The sequence below is a fragment of the Pseudomonas violetae genome (assembly GCF_023072615.1).
GTDB lineage: Bacteria > Pseudomonadota > Gammaproteobacteria > Pseudomonadales > Pseudomonadaceae > Aquipseudomonas > Aquipseudomonas violetae.
In genome coordinates this window covers 43,563-63,250 of the sequence record NZ_JAKNRW010000022.1, presented here as the reverse complement: position 1 = coordinate 63,250, position 19,688 = coordinate 43,563, and the positions used below count along the sequence as shown (strand labels likewise).

Genomic DNA, 19,688 nt, shown 5'->3' with positions numbered 1-19,688 from the left:
CTTAAGCGTCCGTCAGGGCAGAAACCACCAGATCGCAGCTGCGCTGGGCATAAGCCGTCAGCACTTCGCGGATCTGCGGGAAGTCCCGGGCCAACACCGCTGCGAGCAGGCGTTCAAACAGTTCGAGGAACTCGCTCATCGACGCCTTGCGCTGGTCCAGGGCGAGAAAATAGGCGCGGCTCATGGCCGGCTGCAGATTCTCGACGGTTTCCTGCAAATACGGGTTGTTGGCAAATGGATAAGCCGCCCGCATGACGTTGAAACTGTCATCGACGAAGGTGCGGATGTCCTGGCGCTCGTAGCTGTCAGTCAGGCGCTGCTGGATCTGCACGAATGGCGCCATGTCCGCCTGGACCTGCCAGCCGGCCGCTACGGCGTTGCCGAGCAGGATGTACAGTTCGCTCATCAGCGTGCACAGGCTCTGCACCTTGTGCGCGGTCAACTCGGTCACGTGCGCGCCCCGCCGTGGCAGGATCGCGATCAGGTGGCGACGCTCGAGGATCAGCAGCGCCTCGCGTACCGAGCCGCGACTGACATTGAGGGCCTGCGTGACCTTCTGTTCCTGGATCCGCTCCCCGGGCTTCATTTCACCGCGAATGATGCGCTCGGCAAGGTGGTGAGCAATTTGCTCGGCGAGGCTGTCCGGCGCCTTGAACGTCATGATTGTCCTTCAAACTCTTTCGATCTGCACAGGCGGCGCAGTGTAGCGCACATGAGGGGTCATGGCGGAGTGCACACCCGGCGGTTTTTGGCACGATTCCCGCAAAAAAGCAGGCAGTCCCGAGAGGGTCAATACTGATGGAACGCGTTGTTGATCGCCAAACAGCGATTTCCTGACCTTTAAGTCAGAAAACCATTGACCGAAAAGTCAGACCTGATAAATTCGGTGCAAAGCGGTTAACAACAATAATGAGTCTGCGAGGCCTTCCGTGATCCAGTTTTTACTAAACCAGGAACTCCGTAGTGAGCACGCCCTGGACCCTAACCTGACCGTGCTCAATTATCTGCGCGACCATGTGGGCAAACCCGGCACCAAAGAAGGCTGCGCCAGCGGTGACTGCGGCGCCTGCACCGTGGTGGTCGGCGAACTGCAGACGGACGACGCTGGCGGCGAGCACATTCGTTATCGCAGCCTCAACTCGTGCCTGACGTTCGTCTCGTCCCTGCACGGCAAACAGCTGATCAGCGTCGAAGACCTCAAGCACCAGGGCGAACTGCACAGCGTGCAGAAAGCCATGGTCGAGTGCCATGGCTCGCAGTGCGGTTTCTGCACCCCAGGTTTTGTGATGTCGCTGTTCGCGCTGCAAAAGAACAGCGATCAACCCGATTCGCACAAGGCGCATGAAGCGCTGGCCGGCAACCTCTGCCGCTGCACCGGTTATCGGCCGATCCTGGAAGCTGCCGAGCAGTCCTGCTGCGGCAAGCAGACCGACCAGTTCGATGCCCGTGAAGCCGAGACCATCGCCCGCCTGAAGGCTATCGCACCGACCGATACCGGCGAACTGAACAGCGGCGACAAACGCTGCCTGGTGCCGCTGACCGTGGCCGACCTGGCCGACCTGTACGACGCCTACCCCCAAGCCCGGCTGCTGGCTGGCGGTACCGACCTGGCGCTGGAAGTCACGCAGTTCCACCGCACCTTGCCGGTGATGATCTACGTCGGCAACGTCGCCGAAATGAAACGCATCGAGCACTTCGCCGATCGCCTGGAAATCGGCGCCGCCGCAGCCCTATCGGATTGCTACGAAGCATTGAAAGCGGAGTACCCGGACTTTGGTGAATTGCTCCAACGCTTCGCTTCACTGCAGATCCGCAACCAGGGCACCCTGGGCGGCAACATCGGCAACGCTTCGCCGATTGGCGACTCGCCGCCCCTGCTGATCGCATTGGGCGCGCAGATCGTTTTGTGCAAAGGCGAAACCCGGCGCACCCTGGCCTTGGAAGATTACTTCATCGATTACCGGGTCACCGCCCGGCAGGAAAGCGAGTTCATCGAGAAGATCATCATCCCCCGCGCCAGCGCCGAACAACTGTTCCGGGCGTACAAGGTGTCCAAACGCCTGGACGATGATATTTCCGCGGTCTGCGCCGCGTTCAACCTGCGCATTGAAAACGGTGTGATCGCCGATGCCCGCGTGGCATTCGGTGGCATGGCGGCGATCCCGAAACGGGCCAGTCACTGCGAAACCGTGTTGCGCGGCGCGCCGTTCAACCACGCCACGGTGGAACGTGCCTGCGCAGCCCTGGCGCAAGATTTCACCCCGCTCTCGGACTTCCGCGCCAGCAAGGAATACCGCCTGCTCAGCGCGCAAAACCTGCTGCGCAAATACTTCATCGAACTGCAAACACCGCACATCGAGACTCGGGTGACCGCTTATGTCTAATCATCACGCTGTAGAGAAGACCCAAGCCGAACTGGCTGAACTGTTCGCCAAGGACCTGACCACCGGAGTAGGCCGTAGCGTCAAGCACGACAGCGCCGCCAAGCATGTGTCCGGTGAAGCGCAGTACATCGACGATCGCCTGGAATTCCCCAACCAACTGCACGTTTACGCGCGGCTGTCGGATCGGGCCCACGCGAAAATCATCAGCATCGATACCAGCCCCTGCTATGCCTTCGACGGCGTGCGCATCGCCATCACCCATAAAGACGTGCCGGGCCTGAAAGACATCGGCCCGTTGATGCCGGGCGATCCCTTGCTGGCCATCGATGACGTGCAATTCGTCGGCCAGCCAGTGCTTGCCGTGGCAGCCAAGGACCTGGAAACCGCGCGCAAGGCCGCCATGGCGGCGATCATCGAATACGCAGATCTCGAGCCGGTGCTGGACGTGGTTGAAGCCCTGCGCAAGCGCCACTTCGTGCTCGACAGTCACACCCATCAACGCGGCGATTCGGCGAATGCTTTGGACACCGCCGAACATCGTATCCAGGGCACGCTGCACATCGGCGGCCAGGAACACTTCTACCTCGAAACCCAGATTTCCTCGGTGATGCCGACGGAAGACGGTGGGATGATCGTCTACTGCTCCACGCAAAACCCCACCGAAGTGCAGAAGCTGGTGGCCGAAGTGCTGGACGTGTCGATGAACAAGATCGTGGTCGACATGCGCCGCATGGGCGGCGGGTTTGGTGGCAAGGAAACCCAGGCCGCGAGCCCGGCGTGCCTGTGCGCGGTGATCGCGCATCTCACCGGCCAACCGACCAAGATGCGCCTGCCGCGGGTCGAAGACATGCTGATGACCGGCAAGCGTCACCCGTTCTACGTCGAGTACGACGTGGGCTTCGACAGCACCGGGCGCCTGCACGGCATTGCCCTGGAGCTGGCCGGCAACTGCGGTTGCTCGCCGGACCTTTCGGCATCGATTGTCGACCGGGCGATGTTCCACGCCGACAACTCGTACTACCTGGGCGATGCGACCATCAACGGTCACCGCTGCAAGACCAACACCGCGTCCAACACCGCCTACCGTGGCTTTGGCGGCCCGCAAGGCATGGTCGCGATCGAAGAAGTGATGGACGCCATTGCCCGGCACCTGGGCCTGGACCCGCTGGCGGTGCGCAAGGCCAATTACTACGGCAAGACCGAGCGCAACGTCACCCATTACTACCAGACCGTCGAGCACAACATGCTCGAGGAAATGACCGCCGAACTGGAAGAAAGCAGCCAGTACGCTGAACGTCGCGAAGCAATCCGTCGCTACAACGCCAACAGCCCGATCCTGAAAAAAGGCCTGGCGCTGACCCCGGTGAAATTCGGTATTTCCTTCACCGCCAGCTTCCTCAACCAAGCCGGGGCGCTGATCCACGTCTACACCGATGGCAGCATCCACCTGAACCATGGCGGCACTGAAATGGGCCAAGGCTTGAACACCAAGGTGGCGCAGGTGGTGGCCGAAGTGTTCCAGGTAGAAATGGACCGGGTGCAGATCACCGCGACAAACACCGACAAGGTGCCGAACACTTCGCCGACCGCCGCTTCCAGTGGTGCCGACCTGAACGGTAAAGCCGCGCAGAACGCCGCAGAGATCATCAAGAAACGCCTGGTGGAATTCGCCGCGCGCCATTACAAGGTCAGCGAAGAAGACGTGGAGTTCCACAACGGTCACGTACGGGTTCGCGACCATATCCTGACGTTCGAAGCGCTGATCCAGCAGGCCTATTTCGCCCAGGTCTCGCTGTCGAGCACCGGGTTTTACAAGACCCCGAAAATTTTCTACGACCGCAGCCAGGCCCGGGGACGGCCGTTCTACTACTTCGCCTTCGGTGCAGCCTGCTGCGAAGTGATCATCGATACCCTGACCGGCGAGTACAAGATGCTGCGCACCGACATCCTCCACGACGTTGGCGCCTCGCTGAACCCGGCAATCGACATCGGCCAGGTCGAGGGTGGTTTCATCCAGGGCATGGGCTGGCTGACCATGGAAGAGCTGGTGTGGAACAACAAGGGCAAGCTGATGACCAACGGCCCGGCCAGCTACAAGATCCCGGCGGTGGCAGACATGCCGCTGGACTTGCGGGTGAAGCTGGTGGAAAACCGCAAGAACCCGGAAGACACGGTGTTCCATTCCAAGGCGGTAGGTGAGCCGCCATTCATGCTCGGCATCGCGGCCTGGTGCGCGATCAAGGATGCCGTGGCGAGCCTGGGTGACTATAGGCATCAACCGAAGATCGATGCCCCCGCGACGCCAGAGCGGGTGCTGTGGGGCTGTGAGCAGATGCGGCAGTTGAAGGCGGCGAAGGCGGTTGAAGCAGAGGCCGAGCTGGCTTCGCTTTAAGACCGTGGCGCGGCCAATCGCCAGCAGGCTGGCTCCCACAGTATTTTGTGCTGAATCCAGATTTTGTGGACGCCGAAAAACCCTGTGGGAGCTAGCCTGCTAGCGATGACGGCCGAACAGACAACACATATGTTGAGGTGAAACATGTACAACTGGATCGACGCCCTCGCCGACCTGCAACACCAGGGTGAACCCTGTGTGCTGGTCACCATCATCGAAGAGCTCGGCTCGACTCCACGTAACGCCGGCTCGAAGATGGTCATCAGCGCCAACCAGTCCTTCGACACCATCGGTGGCGGGCACCTGGAATACAAGGCCATGCAGATCGCCCGCGAGATGCTTGCCAGCGGCAGGCAGGACACCCACCTGGAGCGTTTCAGCCTCGGCGCCAGCCTGGGCCAGTGCTGCGGCGGCGTGACCGTGTTGCTGTTCGAACCAATGGGCCAGGTTCAGGCGCAGATCGCCGTGTTCGGTGCCGGGCATGTCGGCCGGGCGCTGGTGCCACTGCTGTCCAGCTTGCCCTGCCGGGTGCGCTGGATCGACTCGCGGGAAGCGGAATTTCCCGAGCAGATCCCCCACGGCGTACGCAAGATCGTCAGCGAAGAGCCTGTGGATGAAATCGATAACCTGCCCGTTGGCAGCTATTGCATTGTCATGACCCACAACCACCAACTCGACCTCGAACTCACGGCCGCGCTGCTCAAGCGCAATGATTTCACCTACTTCGGCCTGATCGGTTCGAAGACCAAACGGGTGAAGTTCGAACACCGCCTGCGCGACCGTGGATTCGACAGCGCCGTACTGCAACGTATGCGCTGCCCGATGGGCATAGGCGAAGTCAAAGGCAAACTGCCTGTGGAAATCGCCATCTCCATCGCTGGCGAAATCATCGCCACTTACAACGCCAGCTTCGGCCAGCAGACTGCCAGCGCCGGATCATCGATTGCCAAACTGCTGCCAGCCTCTCGTCGCAGCCAGGCTTCGAACTGAATTGCTACGAAACTAAGAACCAAGAATTGAGAACCCCATGCCCCTGACTCGCAAAGCCTACCGCGCCGCCATTCTGCACAGCATCGCCGACCCCGCCGAAGTCGGTATCGAAGCCTCGTATGAATATTTCGAAGACGGCCTGCTGGTGGTGGATAACGGCCAGATCAGCGCCCTTGGCCACGCCAGCGACCTGCTGCCAACCCTGCCGGCGGACATCGAGATAAACCATTATAAGGATGCACTGATCACCCCAGGTTTCATCGACACCCACATCCACTTGCCGCAAACCGGCATGGTCGGCGCTTATGGCGAGCAACTGCTGGACTGGCTCAACACCTACACCTTCCCTTGCGAAAGTCAGTTCGCTGAAAAGGCCCACGCTGACGAAGTCGCGGACATTTTCATCAAGGAACTGCTGCGCAACGGCACCACCACCGCCCTGGTATTCGGCAGCGTGCATCCGCAATCGGTGAATTCGTTCTTCGAGGCCGCCGAGCAGTTGGAACTGCGCATGATCGCCGGCAAGGTGATGATGGACCGCAATGCCCCGGACTACCTGACCGACACCGCCGAATCCAGCTACGTCGAAAGCAAGGCGCTGATTGAGCGCTGGCACGGCAAGGGTCGCCTGCACTACGCGGTGACGCCGCGCTTTGCGCCGACCAGCACACCTGAACAGTTGACCCTCGCCGGCCAGTTGCTCGGCGAGTATCCCGACCTGTACATGCAGACCCACATCAGCGAAAACCTCAAGGAAGTCGAGTGGGTCAAGGCGCTGTTCCCGGAGCGTAAGGGCTACCTTGACGTCTACGATCACTACCAGCTGCTGGGCGAGCGCTCGGTGTTCGCGCATGGCGTGCACCTGTGCGACGACGAGTGCGCGCGCCTGGCAGAGACCGGCTCAGCCATCGCCTTCTGCCCGACGTCGAACCTCTTCCTTGGCAGCGGCCTGTTCAACCTGCCGATGGCCGAGAAACACAAGTTGAATGTTGGCCTGGGCACGGACGTCGGCGGCGGCACCAGCTTCTCGCTGTTGCAGACGTTGAATGAGGCTTACAAGGTCATGCAGCTGCAAGGCGCGCGGCTGAGCCCGTTCAAATCGCTATACCTGGCGACCCTGGGCGGTGCCCGTGCGCTGCGCCTGGAAGACAAGATCGGCACGCTGAAACCGGGCACCGATGCCGACTTCCTGGTGCTGGACTACAACGCCACGCCGCTGCTGAGCTATCGCTTGAAGCAGGCCAGTAACATTGCCGAAACGTTGTTTGTACTGATGACGTTGGGGGATGATCGGACGGTGCTGCAGACTTATGCGGCGGGGAATCAGGTGCATCAGCGGTAAAGTTTTTCAGGCATAAAAAATCCCCCGTCGCTTTTCAGCCCGGGGGATTTTTATTGCCTGTCCTGCCGCTATCGCCAGCAGGCTGGCTCCCACAGGTATTTGTGGGGGTCACAAGATTTGCGTGCGACCTCAAACCCTGTGGGAGCCAGTCTGCTGGCGATAGGCGCACCACGAAACATCAGATTTTCGCCGCAGGCCGCCCCGGCTTCTTGGTCTGCAACAAATGCGAGAACACCGCATGCAGATCGTCCGACGCACTTTCCTCGTCGAGATTGAGCTTGCTGTCGATGTGATCCATGTGATGCATCATCAAATCCACCGCCAGTTCACCATTGCGCGCCTCGATGGCGTCGATCAGTTGGGTGTGTTCATCATACGAACAGTGGGAGCGATTGCCGCTTTCGTACTGGGCAATGATCAGCGAAGTTTGCGACACCAGGCTGCGCTGGAAGCTGATCAGCGGGGCATTCTTCGCGGCTTCGGCCAGCTTCAGGTGGAACTCGCCCGACAGGCGGATGCCGGCACCGCGATCGCCGCGGGAGAAGCTGTCACGCTCATCGTTGACCATCTGGCGCAACTCGGCGATTTGCTCGGCTGTGGCGTGCTGCACCGCCAACTCGGTGATCGCACGCTCGACCAGACGCCGCGCCAGGAACACCTGGCGAGCTTCCTCGACACTTGGACTGGCGACCACGGCACCGCGATTCGGACGCAGCAGCACCACCCCTTCATGGGCCAGGCGCGACAGCGCGCGACGAATGATGGTACGGCTGACCCCGAAAATTTCCCCCAGCGCTTCTTCGCTCAACTTGGTGCCGGGCGCCAGGCGCTGTTCGAGGATGGCCTCGAAGATATGCGCATAGACAATATCGTCCTGGGTTCCGCTGCGACCGGCTTTGCCTGCTCGCGGTTGTTTCTTAAGGGGCTGCAACTGTTCGTTCATGGGCACTCGAGTCGGGAGAACTGCGGCGAATAGACCGTGACTGTAATACGGCACAGTAGGTCGCTGGCAAGTATCGCGTAAAAAACACCGCGATTGTACACAATGGATGGTGGCAACACGACTGTATGGCTGATTGTTGGCTCCGCTGTATTGCAACGAATGGTTACTTTTGAGTTTAGGCTTGATCGCAGAATCCGCAGCCTGAATGCGATTCCCGTAGGAGCTGCCGCAGGGGGTCGCGTCGCTTCAGATAATTTCGTTGCCAATAAGGAACAGCCCGTCATGAACGACGCCACGCACACTCAGCTTCGTCCACTGGCCGATACCTCGCCTTCGGCCATCGTCGCCGGCTTCATCGCCATGATGACCGGCTACACCAGTTCACTGGTGCTGATGTTCCAGGCCGGGCAAGCCGCCGGCCTGAGCAGCGGGCAGATTTCGTCGTGGATCTGGGCGATCTCGATCGGCATGGCGGTGTGCTCCATCGGCTTGTCCCTGCGCTATCGCACGCCCATCACCATCGCCTGGTCGACCCCCGGCGCGGCATTGCTGATTACCAGCCTGGGCGGCGTCACCTACGGCGAAGCGATTGGTGCCTACATCACCTGCGCGCTCCTGGTGACTATCTGTGGCCTGACCGGCAGCTTCGAACGCCTGGTAAAAAAAATCCCGGCCTCCTTGGCCGCCGCATTACTGGCGGGCATTCTGTTCAAGATCGGCAGCGAAATCTTTGTCGCCGCGCAGCATCGCACCGCGCTGGTGCTCGGTATGTTCTTCACTTACCTGGTGATCAAGCGCCTGTCACCGCGCTATGCAGTATTGGCCGCGCTGCTGATTGGCACCGCCCTGTCGGGATTCATGGGACTGCTGGATTTCAGCGCCTTTCATCTGGAAATTGCCACGCCGGTCTGGACCACCCCGCACTTCTCGCTGGCGGCGACCATCAGCATCGGTATTCCGCTGTTCGTGGTGGCGATGACTTCGCAGAACATGCCAGGTATCGCCGTGTTGCGGGCCGACGGTTACAACGTGCCGGCTTCGCCACTGATCACCACCACCGGCATCGCGTCGTTGCTGCTGGCGCCCTTCGGCTCCCATGGCATCAACCTGGCGGCGATCAGCGCGGCCATCTGCACCGGGCCCCATGCCCATGAAGATCGCAACAAGCGTTACACGGCGGCGGTGTGGTGCGGGATTTTCTACGGCATCGCCGGGGTGTTTGGCGCCACGCTGGCGGCGTTGTTTGCGGCACTGCCAAAGGAATTGGTGTTGTCGATTGCGGCGCTGGCGTTGTTCGGCTCGATCATCAATGGCTTGAGCGTTGCCATGACCGAGGTCAAGGAGCGAGAAGCGGCGCTGATCACCTTCATGGTCACGGCGTCGGGGTTGACGCTGTTTTCCATTGGCTCGGCGTTTTGGGGGATTGTGGCGGGGGTGTTGACGCTGGTGATCCTGAACTGGCGCAAGGCCCTGTAGGAGCGAGCTCGCTCGCGATGGACGTTAACGATTAAGCGGGAAACCTGACACCCCTTGGCGTCCTCAGGTCCATCGCGAGCAAGCTCGCTCCTACAGGGAGCCGGGGGCGGATTTCCGGCAAAAAAAACGGCGACCCTTGGGTCGCCGTTCTTTTACAACATCAAGCTACCGGATTGATTGGCTTTTCCGGGTACCAGACGTCGATCAGCGGGCTGACCGTTGCTTCGGTCAGTTCGCTGCGGCCTTTGAGCCAGGCTTCGACAGCTGCACGTTGCTCTTCGGACACCGAGCCACGCTTCTGCAGGCATACCAGACCGAAGTCGTCGCCGCCAACATAGCCCAGGCCGTTGGCTTCCATGGCTTCTTTCAGGAACGCGTCGAGGAAAGCATCAATGGCTTCATCAGCCAAATCTTCTTTGAAATCCAGGTTCAGCTCGAAACCCAGCTCTTGAAATTCATCGACGCACAATTTTTTGCGCAGACGCTGGGAACGGTTAGTCGCCATTGGAACAATCCTCATAAGTAATAACGGGCGGCACTTTAGCAGTTTAAGTCACCGATTGCCTGCCTCTATGGGAAGCTCGACCTACCGCTGGTAAAAAAATAGCGGATTAGGTGCCTGGCTCACGGCACAAGCTGATACAGCATGGGGCATAATGCCGACACTTTCGTGACCTCTGAGGGAATTTATCTTCACGCCCTCGTCTTTTCACCCCTCGAATGCAGGGTTCTATTTCAAATGATCAAATCTTTGCGTCCATTGTTGCTGGCCGGCTTGCTACTTCCATTGGCCTTTCCTGTTAACGCCGCTCCCATCATCACCGGCCTCACCCCCAACGTCGAAAAAGCCCTCAAGGCCAGTAAGTTGCCCGACAGCGCCCTGTCCCTGGTGCTGATCCCGCTCAATGGCCCGGGCACGCCGACCATCTACAACGCCGATGTCTCGGTCAACCCTGCCTCGACCATGAAACTCGTCACCACCTATGCGGCGCTGGAAATGCTCGGCCCGAATCACCAGTGGAAAACCGAGTTTTACACTGATGGCACCCTGAGCGGCGGGACCCTCAACGGTAACCTTTACCTCAAGGGCGGCGGCGACCCGAAGCTCAACATGGAGAAACTCTGGCTGCTGATGCGTGACCTGCGCGCCAATGGTGTGACGCAGATCACCGGCAACCTGGTACTGGACCGCAACTTCTTCACCCAACCGCAGTTGCCCGCGTTCAACGATGACGGCAATGACAAGAACAAGCCGTTCCTGGTCAAACCGGATTCGCTGCTGGTCAACCTCAAGGCGCTGCGCTTTGTCGCGCGTAACGATAATGGCCGGGTGCTGGTGTCGGTCGAGCCGCCGATTGCATCGATTCGCATCGAAAACCAGGTCAAGGCGATCAATTCCAAACAATGTACCGGTGGCGTACGTTACAACCCGGTGACCCAGGCCGATGGTAGCGTGACCGTGACCGTTGGCGGCCAGCTTGGCGAAGGCTGCAGCTCGCAGACCTACCTGTCGTTGCTTGACCACGCGACCTACACTGCGGGTGCCGTACGGGCGATCTGGAAGGAACTGGGCGGTAGCATCCAGGGCAAGGACCTGCTGGCCCCGACGCCAAGCGGCGCCAAGTTGCTAGCCCGTGCCTACTCGCCGGACCTGGCGGAAATCATCCGCGACATCAACAAGTACAGTAACAACACCATGGCCCAGCAGCTGTTCCTGAGCCTCGGCCAACGCTATCGCACCGATGCCGACGGCGATGACGCCAAGGCGGCCCAGCGCGTGATTCGCCAATGGCTGGCGAAAAAAGGCATTACCGCACCGCACCTGATCATGGAGAACGGCTCCGGCCTGTCCCGAGCCGAGCGCGTGAGTGCCCGTGAAATGGCGGCAATGCTGCAGGCCGCATGGCGCAGCCCGTACGCCGCCGAGTTCATCAGTTCGATGCCGATTGCCGGCACCGATGGCACCATGCGTAAACGCCTGAAGACCACTGCAATGCGCGGTGAAGCTCACGTCAAGACCGGCACGCTGAACACCGTGCGGGCGATTTCCGGCTTCAGCCGCGACGTTAATGGCAATACCTGGGCGGTGGTGGCGATCCTCAACGACAAGGCGCCTTTCGGTGCATCGTCGGTGCTGGATCAGGTGCTGCTGGACCTGTATCGCCAACCGAAACTGCCTGAAACTGCTTCGGTTCTGTAGTCGATAAAGATCAAGAGATCGCAGCCTCGATTCACTCGACAGCTCCTACAGGGTTTTGTGCACACCTGTAGGAGCTGTGTAGGAGCTCTGCGATCTTTTCTCCCGCCCCCCTTAACTCATCTCCGCCTCAACCCGATCCCGTCCCGCCTGCTTCGCCGCATACACCCCTGAATCCGCCCGCAACAGCAGCGCATCCGCGCCCTCACCGGCGCGCCAGCTGGCAATCCCGAAACTTGCGGTGACGGTCCCCACTCCATCGATCGGCGAACTGCGCAACGCCTGCCACAGCTGCAGCGCCAGCACGTGCGCGTGTTCGCTGTTGATATCCGGGCAAAGCACCATGAACTCTTCGCCGCCTAGACGGCAGAACACATCAGTGCGCCGCAACCGATGGCCGATGCGTTCGCACACCGCCTGCAGCACCCGGTCGCCCACCGCGTGACCATGCTGGTCATTGATGCGTTTGAAGTGATCGACATCGAGCATGATCACCGACAACTCGCCACCACCTCGCTCGACCCGGGCCATTTCAGTGATCAGGCGCTCCTGGAAGTAGCGGCGGTTGTGAATCCCCGTCAGCGAGTCCGTCACCGACAGCGCTCGTAACTCCTCTTCCACGCGCTTGAGGTCGGAGATGTCGGAGATGTAACCGTGCCACAGCACCCCACCACCTGGCAGCTCCTCGGGGGTTGCCTCGCCACGCACCCACCGCAGCCCGCGAATGGGCAACTGCACCCGGTATTCCTCGCGCCACGGGCTGAGGGTGTCCGCCGAAGCCCGGATCGAGGCGCGCACTCGCGTGGTGTCCTGTGGGTGAATGCGGGTGAAGATCGCCTCGGCGTTGAGCAACAGAACGTCGGGCTCGAGCTCATAGATCTCGCGGATCCCGTCACTGGCGTAGATCACGCTGAAACGTCCGTCGAATTCCATCTTGAACTGGTAGATGCCTCCCGGCACATGGGCGCTGAGTTTCTTCAGCAACAGATCACGTGCCGCCAGCGCCTCGTGGACCCGCTTGCGCTCGGTGATGTCGATGCAGATCGCCAAGTGACCGACCCACAGCCCCTGCTCGTCGAGCACTGGCGTGGCCAGCATATTGCCCGCCAGGTAACTGCCGTCGCTGCGCACCAGCGTCCATTCCCGCGCTTCGTGGCCGCCCTTCTCGCCGCCCTCGACCAACATCGCCTGGCAGGTTGGAATCGACTTGCCATACCGCGCACTCAGTTCTGTCGAGCGGGCCAGGAGCTCCCGGGGCAGGTGCAGGTTTTCCAAGGTCATGCAGCCCACCACCTCGGCGCTGGTATAGCCGAGCATGTGCTCGGCGCCGGCATTGAAGGTGGTGATGACCCCGCGCAGGTCCGTGGCAATGATCGCCACCTGCGTCGCGGCATCCAGGACGCCGCGCAACTGGCCATGTGTACCGCGCAACTCCTGCTCGCGGGCGCGCAACTCTTGAGTCCGTTGCTCAACCATCTTAAGCGCCCGGTGCCGCTGGCTGACCAACACGTAGAGCAAGGCGCTGAGCAGCAGGCTGAGCATGCCGCCAAGCGCTACCAGGCTGCTGAGGGAAGAAGGGTTGGCCTTGATAAACCCGACGCTGGGCCGCATCTCGACCTGATACGAGTGGTCGGCAAGGCGAATCAGTTGGGTCGAGGATAGCTCGCTGACGGCCGGTGTGTTGCTCGATTCGTACAGCACTTCATGCTGGTCAGCGGTGGACAGGTCCAGAAGGCGTACCGAGAGAAAATCATGGCTCTCCTCCGGCAATCCATCCGCCAACAGTTGGCGCATGCTGATGACTGCCATGACGTAGCCTTCGGGCACCGCCCCCGGTTGTAGAGAATGGCCGACTGGCGCGACCAGCAGGATTGCGCGGGCATAGGTGGGCTCGATACCCACCAGGTAAAGGGGTTCCGACACCGCCATGCCGCCGAGGGCATCAGCCCTCTCCAGCGTCGCACGGCGCTGAGGTTGGCCGAGCAAGTCGAAACCCAGCGGCGTGGGTAGCCGACTTTGGGTCTGGGTGTACAGCACCGGGGCATACTCGTCGCGCTCAGCGGCTATTTGCAGACGCCCTGAGGCATCCAGCTCGAGCACGCTGAATTCGCTAAGGCCTTCTTCGTGCGCCGCTTGCTCCAGCGCCGCCCGTCCAGCACGGGATATCCGCGGGGCCCATGAGTAGGCCTGGGTGCGATGCAAAAGAGGTTTGGCATAACCGTCGAACTCCTCGCGGGAGACCTCGCCGGAATTGGAATAGAACCGGCGGAGCCCGTCGAGACGCTGCTCCTGGTCTTCGAAACGTTCTTGGATACGACTGTAGCGTTCACTGGCCAGCAGTTGGAAACGTTGCCGTAATTGATGCTGGAACAGGTTCTGTGTCGACCAGGCGAGCAGTCCGGTGAGAGTCCCGCCGACGAGCAATACGAGCAGCGCGACCAGCCAGGCCGAAACGTGTTCACTGATAAACCCCAGGATCTTTGGGCGCACAACGTGCAGCGACATATAGGCAGACTCAAAACGCCAAGTGCCGGGAAAACCCACTGGCCCTAGGTTGAGTTATAGCCATTAGCCACTAATTTGGCTAGCGGGTAAAACCTTGTAGGAGCGAGCTTGCTCGCGATGGTCGTGAACGATTACGTGGGTTGTCGGGTTACACGTGGCGTTCTCGGGTTTTTCGCGAGCAAGCTCGCTCCTACAGGCCTAATCAGTAACAGCCATCACCGCCATCAGCGCGCCATGATTTTCCAGGCGCGATGGATCTTGCCATTACGGGCAAAATCCGGGTCGATGGTCTTGGCGGTGATCTCCTCGACTGCGTAGCGCTCGCTCAGGTTAGGCTCGAGTTCGAACTTGCGGAAGTTGTTGGAGAAGTACAACACACCACCCGGTGCGAGTCGCGCCATGGCCAGGTCGATCAATTGCACCTGGTCACGTTGCACGTCGAAGATCCCTTCCATGCGCTTGGAGTTGGAGAAGGTCGGCGGGTCAATGAAGATCAGGTCGTACTCATCACGGCAGGCGTCCAGCCAAACCATCACGTCACCCTGCTCCAGGCGGTTCTTGTCGGAGAAGCCATTGAGCGACAGGTTGCGGCGAGCCCAGTCCAGGTAGGTTTTCGACAGGTCGACGCTGGTGGTGCTGCGCGCGCCACCCTTGGCTGCATGCACACTGGCCGTCGCGGTGTAGCAGTACAGGTTGAGGAAGCGCTTGCCTGCCGCCTCTTGCTGAATGCGCATGCGCATCGGCCGGTGATCGAGAAACAGGCCGGTGTCGAGGTAGTCGGTGAGGTTCACCAGCAGCTTGACACCACCTTCGTTGACCTCGACGAACTTGCCCTGCGCCGCCTGGCGCTCGTATTGCTTGGTGCCGCTCTGACGCTCGCGACGCTTGACCACTACGCGGCTCTTGTCGACGTTCAACGCTTGGGGAATCGCGGCCAGGGCATCGAACATGCGCGCCGAGGCTTTTTCCGGGTCGATGGATTTTGGCGCGGCGTATTCCTGGACGTGGACCCAATCCTGATACAGGTCGATGGCCATGGAGTATTCCGGCATATCAGCATCGTAGACGCGGTAGCAGTCGATGCCCTCGCGCTTGACCCACTTGCCCAAGGCCTTGAGGTTCTTCTGCAGGCGATTGGCGAACATCTGCCCGCCCTCGCTCAAGCGCGGTTGTTCGATCACCACTGGAGCTGGTTTGATCGGGTTGCCGTTCTTGTTGTACTTCTCGTACTTGCCCGGCACCACGTCGTTGCCTTCGACCTGAACCTCGGCCTGCTCGCGCTCGACCTGGCGTTGTTCCGGGGTACGCCGTTCGCCAGTGACGAACTGGTCGGGGGTGACCTTGATCAGCAGCAGTTTGCACGGCAAGGCGCCGTTCCAGAACGAGTATTGCTTGTGGCTGCGAATGCCCATGCGCTTACCCAGGTCCGGCGCGCCGGTGAACACTGCGGCTTCCCAGTTCAGGCAGGCCTGACGCAGGCGCTCGCCGAGATTCTGGTAGAGATAGAGCAGGCTCGCCTCATCGCCCAGGCGCTCACCGTACGGCGGGTTACAGATGACCAGGCCTTTCTGGTTCTGGTCCGGACGCGGCTCAAAGGTGCCGACTTCGCCCTGATAGATCTTGATCCACTCGCTCAGGCCAGCCCGCTCAACGTTGTTGCGGCCCGGCTGTATCAGGCGCGGGTCCGCTTCGTAACCGCGAATCCACAGCGGTGGCTTGGCCAGCCCGGCGGCGCAACGCTCTGTCGCTTCTTCGTGAAGTTTTTTCCACAGCGCCGGAACGTGGCCGAGCCAGGCGGTGAAGCCCCATTGCTCGCGACGCAGGTTGGGTGCCATGTCGGCGGCGATCATCGCCGCTTCGACCAGGAAAGTGCCCACACCACACATCGGGTCAGCCAGGGCGCCGCCGTCAGCAGCAATCCGTGGCCAGCCGGAACGGATCAGGATCGCCGCCGCGAGGTTTTCCTTCAACGGAGCGGCCCCCTGCTGCAGGCGATAACCGCGCTGGTGAAGGCTGTGGCCGGACAGATCGAGCGAAAGGATTGCTTCACCACGGTCCAGGCGCAGATGAATACGCAGGTCCGGGTTAAGTTTATCGATCGACGGACGGTCGCCTTGTGGGGTGCGCAACTTGTCAACGATGGCATCCTTGACCTTCAAGGCGCCGAAGTGAGTGTTGTCGATGCCCGAGCCGTGACCGCTGAACTCGACGGCCAGGGTGCCGTCGCTGAGCATATGGTCCTGCCATTCAATATCGAGCACACCGTGGTAGAGGTCTTCGGCGTCCTTCATCGGGAAACGCTTGAGCACCAGCAGCACCCGGTTCGCCAGTCGCGACCACAGGCACAGGCGGTAGGCGGTTTCCATGGTTGCCATGCCGCGCACGGCAGAGGTGTGCTCACGCGCTTCCTCAAGGCCAAGCCCGATGGCTTCCTCGATGAGCAGGCCTTCAAGGCCTTTTGGGCAAGTGAGGAAGAGTTCGAAACGATCGGACATGGGAATTCCAGAACCTTTAGCTGAGTGAACGGGCAACGCATTGCCGGTCCGGTTTTCAATCAGGCGTTTTTCTAAAAGAACGCCCGCGTGGCACGAAGGTGTGCCGACCCACCCTTGCTGCTCGGTGTAAAGGAGCTTAGATGCAAAGACAGGTAAAAAAGTTGATGCAACAAAATGTCATAACTTGACCCTTCGTCGAATAATTCCCTCGCTCAACGCGAGGCATTCTCACTAAGGGATTAACATCATCATCCTGCGGGGTGCCGATCATACCGGGCTTTGACCAATAAACGCTGGCAAATATCGTGTTACTTATGGCCATACCACCTCAATAGTTACGTCCTTATGACAAAACGATCATTCCCTCGATGTGACGCATTGGTTAGAACTCACCTCAGGTTGACGCCGCAACGACGTCAACAACTTGGCTCGCGACGCCGGCAGCGAGCCCCCCAACGGCAGGATATTTCTGCCAGACCTCAATTGAGGTCAACGCGAAAAATACAGTCAACAAGTGAGGGCAACACCCTATGAGAAGACTTAAGCGTGATCCGTTGGAAAGAGCATTTTTGCGCGGATATCAATATGGCGTTGGTGGTAAATCCCGTGAGCTTTGCCCATTTACTCTACCGTCGGTACGCCAAGCCTGGATCAACGGCTGGCGAGAAGGACGCGGCGACAACTGGGACGGTATGACCGGCACTGCGGGAATCCACAGACTCAACGAACTTCACGCCGTCGGCTAATTTTACAGGGGCTAACACTCAGACACGACAATCTGAATACTGCTTGATTAACCACGCACGCCCCATCCGGGCGGCGGGCTCCGGCCCAAGGGCTCCTTCTAGGAGCCCTTTTTTATGTCTGCTTTCGCGCCAAAACGACGCTTGCATTGGCTGAACAATCCTTGTCGGCGCTCACCGGTCCATAGATGTCTATCTCAGGGCGGCGATGGCGTCCACGGACTCACGGATCAGCGCCGGGCCCTTATAGATGAAGCCGGAGTAGATCTGCACCAGGCTCGCCCCTGCGGCGATTTTCTCGGCGGCGTGCTTGCCTTCGGTGATCCCGCCCACGGCGATGATCGGCAAACGTCCCGCAAGCTCCGCCGCCAGCACCTTGACCGTATGCGTGCTCTTCTCGCGAACCGGGGCGCCAGACAAACCGCCCGCCTCGTCACCATGTTCCATGCCTTCGACGCCAACGCGACTCAAGGTGGTGTTGGTGGCGATGACGGCGTCCATTCCGGTCTCGATCAGGGCCTGGGCGACCTGGGCGGTTTCTTCGTCGGTCATGTCAGGCGCAATCTTGATCGCCAGTGGCACATGTTTGCCGTGACGCAACGCCAGTTCCGCGCGGCGGGTGGCCAGGTCAGCGAGCAATTGCTTGAGCGAATCACCAAATTGCAGGCTGCGCAGCCCTGGCGTGTTCGGCGAACTGACGTTTACCGTTACATAGCTGGCGTGGGCATACACCTTGTCCAGGCAGATCAGGTAGTCGTCCACAGCGCGCTCGACGGGCGTATCGAAATTCTTGCCGATATTGATACCCAGGACGCCCTTGTACTTCGCCGCAGCCACCCGGGCCAGCAGGTGATCAACGCCAAGGTTGTTGAAGCCCATGCGATTGATAATTGCCTCGGCTTCCGGCAGCCGGAAAATCCGTGGTTTCGGATTGCCCGGTTGCGGACGCGGGGTAATGGTGCCGATTTCGACAAAACCGAAACCCAGCTGGGCAAAACCGTCGATGGCCGCGCCGTTCTTGTCCAGGCCCGCTGCCAGGCCCACGGGATTAGGAAAATCGATGCCCATGACGGTCACCGGTTTTTTTGCCGGGGCCTTGCACAGCATGCCGTTGAGCCCCAGGCGTCCGCCCGCGCCGATCAGGTCCAGGGACAGATCGTGGGAGGTTTCCGGGGAAAGTTTGAACAACAGCTGACGGGCCAGGGTGTACATGGGCGGCTTTGACTCTGGGCGGCGAAAAGTGGCGGCGATTATAGCCGGGGTGGAGGCTAGCGTGCGAGAGACCGGTTAAAACGAGTTCAGTTGCTCGGTTCGCATGGCAGGCCCAACCACCGGACAGTCAAATCGATACCCCTGGCCATAAACAGTCGCGATGAAGCCCCTGTTCTCCTTCAATAGCTTGCGTAACACGCATATGCAGCGGGTCAAAGACTCCTCGGCGGCATCGGTCTCGGGCCAGACTGCACCCAGCAGGTGGTCCTTGCTGACCACCCAACCGGCCGAACCGAGTAGCAGGCGCAACACGCATAATTCTTTCGGCGGAACGTGTACGACCTTGCCTGCATGCATCAGGGTTCCGTCACTCTGCAGCCGCCACTGGTCAAAAATGAATGACTCGGACGGGGATTGATCACTGGCGCTGTTCATTTTCGCAATTCCCTATGGCTGTACGCTTCCAGGCTCAACGATGAGTGGCGCGACTATAGAGAATCTGGCGGGAGCCTTCCGTAGGACTGGAGGCTTATCAATCAGGGAAAATGTCGATCCAGCGTGTAGGATTTTTTACCGCCATTAACACCCGCCTCACGGCCGAAGGATGGTGCACAACTCCTCCAGTACCGCCATGAAGTGGTCCAGGGCTTGGGAGAAATCTCGGGCATTGGCCAGAGCCTGCTCATTGGTCAGCAGTCGCAGTTCAAGCTGACCCTGCACTTCGCGCAGATGCAGCTGCCCACTGCGGGACCAGGGGCAGCCCTGCAGCAGTATTTGCAGCAGGTCGACCGCGGAATGTCGCAGCAGCTCAGGCCTGGCTTCCATGACCCTCGACCAGAACACCACGTCCCCCTCCACGTCCGCCACATTGATACTGGGCAGATCGGCCATCTGCAAGTCGAGGGTGCTGTGGTTGTCGAAGTGCATCGGCGGCCTGCCCGCGCAGGTGCTGTACAACAGCGCTTCGTTCAGCAGTCGGGCAATCTCCGCGTGTCTCATTCAGCGCTTA

Annotated in this window: 15 protein-coding genes; 7 read left to right on the top strand and 8 right to left on the bottom strand. The window is 60.3% G+C overall.

Going from position 1 to position 19,688, the window contains the following annotated elements:
* Window position 1: 1 nt before the first annotated feature.
* Window positions 2-661, bottom strand: coding sequence for a GntR family transcriptional regulator (locus L9059_RS21330; protein WP_247292884.1), 660 nt, complete (start codon window positions 659-661; stop codon window positions 2-4).
* A 268-nt stretch (window positions 662-929) separates the two neighbouring features.
* Here L9059_RS21330 and xdhA point away from each other — a divergent pair, with 268 nt between their 5' ends.
* The 4 genes from xdhA to guaD all read left to right on the top strand — a co-directional run bounded on the left by xdhA (window position 930) and on the right by guaD (window position 7,108).
* Window positions 930-2,384, top strand: a complete 1,455-nt coding sequence (gene xdhA / locus L9059_RS21325) for a xanthine dehydrogenase small subunit (RefSeq protein ID WP_247292883.1) — start codon at window positions 930-932, stop codon at window positions 2,382-2,384.
* Window positions 2,377-4,776 carry a xanthine dehydrogenase molybdopterin binding subunit gene (gene xdhB, locus L9059_RS21320; RefSeq protein ID WP_247292882.1) on the top strand — a complete coding sequence of 800 codons (2,400 nt, stop codon included), beginning with the start codon at window positions 2,377-2,379 and terminating at the stop codon, window positions 4,774-4,776. Before xdhA ends, xdhB begins: the two co-directional genes overlap by 8 nt.
* A gap of 144 nt (window positions 4,777-4,920) precedes the next feature.
* Window positions 4,921-5,766 carry a xanthine dehydrogenase accessory protein XdhC gene (xdhC, locus tag L9059_RS21315; protein WP_247292881.1) on the top strand — a complete coding sequence of 282 codons (846 nt, stop codon included), beginning with the start codon at window positions 4,921-4,923 and terminating at the stop codon, window positions 5,764-5,766.
* Window positions 5,767-5,803: 37 nt separating this feature from the next.
* Window positions 5,804-7,108: a guanine deaminase gene (guaD, locus tag L9059_RS21310; protein WP_247292880.1), complete on the top strand. Its 1,305-nt coding sequence runs from the start codon at window positions 5,804-5,806 to the stop codon at window positions 7,106-7,108.
* 178 nt (window positions 7,109-7,286) lie between these two features.
* Here the strand turns inward: guaD and L9059_RS21305 are convergent, their stop codons facing one another.
* The gene (locus L9059_RS21305; RefSeq protein ID WP_045060296.1) at window positions 7,287-8,051 is read right to left on the bottom strand and encodes a GntR family transcriptional regulator; all 765 of its coding nucleotides are present in this window, start codon (window positions 8,049-8,051) and stop codon (window positions 7,287-7,289) included.
* A gap of 282 nt (window positions 8,052-8,333) precedes the next feature.
* Between L9059_RS21305 and L9059_RS21300 the strand changes: the two genes are divergently transcribed.
* Window positions 8,334-9,527, top strand: coding sequence for a benzoate/H(+) symporter BenE family transporter (locus L9059_RS21300; protein ID WP_247292879.1), 1,194 nt, complete (start codon window positions 8,334-8,336; stop codon window positions 9,525-9,527).
* A 160-nt stretch (window positions 9,528-9,687) separates the two neighbouring features.
* On the opposite strand, the gene L9059_RS21295 is transcribed toward L9059_RS21300, so the two are convergent.
* A complete protein-coding gene (locus L9059_RS21295) occupies window positions 9,688-10,032 on the bottom strand; it encodes a YggL family protein (RefSeq protein WP_007896965.1) in 345 nt (114 codons plus the stop codon).
* Between the two features lie 234 nt (window positions 10,033-10,266).
* Here L9059_RS21295 and dacB point away from each other — a divergent pair, with 234 nt between their 5' ends.
* Complete coding sequence (gene dacB, locus L9059_RS21290) at window positions 10,267-11,727, top strand: D-alanyl-D-alanine carboxypeptidase/D-alanyl-D-alanine endopeptidase (RefSeq protein ID WP_247292878.1); 1,461 nt, start codon at window positions 10,267-10,269, stop codon at window positions 11,725-11,727.
* A gap of 111 nt (window positions 11,728-11,838) precedes the next feature.
* On the opposite strand, the gene L9059_RS21285 is transcribed toward dacB, so the two are convergent.
* The gene (locus L9059_RS21285) at window positions 11,839-14,229 is read right to left on the bottom strand and encodes a sensor domain-containing diguanylate cyclase (RefSeq protein WP_247292877.1); all 2,391 of its coding nucleotides are present in this window, start codon (window positions 14,227-14,229) and stop codon (window positions 11,839-11,841) included.
* Between the two features lie 224 nt (window positions 14,230-14,453).
* The gene (gene rlmKL, locus L9059_RS21280) at window positions 14,454-16,724 is read right to left on the bottom strand and encodes a bifunctional 23S rRNA (guanine(2069)-N(7))-methyltransferase RlmK/23S rRNA (guanine(2445)-N(2))-methyltransferase RlmL (RefSeq protein WP_247292876.1); all 2,271 of its coding nucleotides are present in this window, start codon (window positions 16,722-16,724) and stop codon (window positions 14,454-14,456) included.
* A gap of 530 nt (window positions 16,725-17,254) precedes the next feature.
* On the opposite strand from rlmKL, the gene rmf reads away from it, so the two are divergent.
* Window positions 17,255-17,470 carry a ribosome modulation factor gene (gene rmf, locus L9059_RS21275; RefSeq protein ID WP_003223300.1) on the top strand — a complete coding sequence of 72 codons (216 nt, stop codon included), beginning with the start codon at window positions 17,255-17,257 and terminating at the stop codon, window positions 17,468-17,470.
* Between the two features lie 189 nt (window positions 17,471-17,659).
* Here the strand turns inward: rmf and L9059_RS21270 are convergent, their stop codons facing one another.
* The 3 genes from L9059_RS21270 to L9059_RS21260 all read right to left on the bottom strand — a co-directional run bounded on the left by L9059_RS21270 (window position 17,660) and on the right by L9059_RS21260 (window position 19,678).
* Complete coding sequence (locus tag L9059_RS21270; RefSeq protein WP_247292875.1) at window positions 17,660-18,679, bottom strand: quinone-dependent dihydroorotate dehydrogenase; 1,020 nt, start codon at window positions 18,677-18,679, stop codon at window positions 17,660-17,662.
* 75 nt (window positions 18,680-18,754) lie between these two features.
* Entirely contained in the window at window positions 18,755-19,114 is a 360-nt protein-coding gene (locus tag L9059_RS21265) for a winged helix-turn-helix domain-containing protein (RefSeq protein WP_247292874.1), read from the bottom strand.
* Window positions 19,115-19,270: 156 nt separating this feature from the next.
* Window positions 19,271-19,678 (bottom strand): InvB/SpaK family type III secretion system chaperone, encoded by a 408-nt coding sequence (locus L9059_RS21260; RefSeq protein WP_247292873.1) that lies wholly within the window; start codon window positions 19,676-19,678, stop codon window positions 19,271-19,273.
* Between the last annotated feature and the right edge of the window lie 10 nt (window positions 19,679-19,688).

Coding starts and splice junctions, on each gene's coding strand:
- dacB (WP_247292878.1), top strand. CDS start 10,267: ATGATCAAATCTTTGCGTCCATTGTTGCTGGCCGGCTTGCTACTTCCA.
- L9059_RS21305 (WP_045060296.1), bottom strand. CDS start 8,051: ATGAACGAACAGTTGCAGCCCCTTAAGAAACAACCGCGAGCAGGCAAA.
- L9059_RS21260 (WP_247292873.1), bottom strand. CDS start 19,678: ATGAGACACGCGGAGATTGCCCGACTGCTGAACGAAGCGCTGTTGTAC.
- L9059_RS21265 (WP_247292874.1), bottom strand. CDS start 19,114: ATGAACAGCGCCAGTGATCAATCCCCGTCCGAGTCATTCATTTTTGAC.
- L9059_RS21330 (WP_247292884.1), bottom strand. CDS start 661: ATGACGTTCAAGGCGCCGGACAGCCTCGCCGAGCAAATTGCTCACCAC.
- L9059_RS21300 (WP_247292879.1), top strand. CDS start 8,334: ATGAACGACGCCACGCACACTCAGCTTCGTCCACTGGCCGATACCTCG.
- xdhC (WP_247292881.1), top strand. CDS start 4,921: ATGTACAACTGGATCGACGCCCTCGCCGACCTGCAACACCAGGGTGAA.
- rmf (WP_003223300.1), top strand. CDS start 17,255: ATGAGAAGACTTAAGCGTGATCCGTTGGAAAGAGCATTTTTGCGCGGA.
- xdhB (WP_247292882.1), top strand. CDS start 2,377: ATGTCTAATCATCACGCTGTAGAGAAGACCCAAGCCGAACTGGCTGAA.
- L9059_RS21285 (WP_247292877.1), bottom strand. CDS start 14,229: ATGTCGCTGCACGTTGTGCGCCCAAAGATCCTGGGGTTTATCAGTGAA.
- rlmKL (WP_247292876.1), bottom strand. CDS start 16,724: ATGTCCGATCGTTTCGAACTCTTCCTCACTTGCCCAAAAGGCCTTGAA.
- guaD (WP_247292880.1), top strand. CDS start 5,804: ATGCCCCTGACTCGCAAAGCCTACCGCGCCGCCATTCTGCACAGCATC.
- L9059_RS21270 (WP_247292875.1), bottom strand. CDS start 18,679: ATGTACACCCTGGCCCGTCAGCTGTTGTTCAAACTTTCCCCGGAAACC.
- L9059_RS21295 (WP_007896965.1), bottom strand. CDS start 10,032: ATGGCGACTAACCGTTCCCAGCGTCTGCGCAAAAAATTGTGCGTCGAT.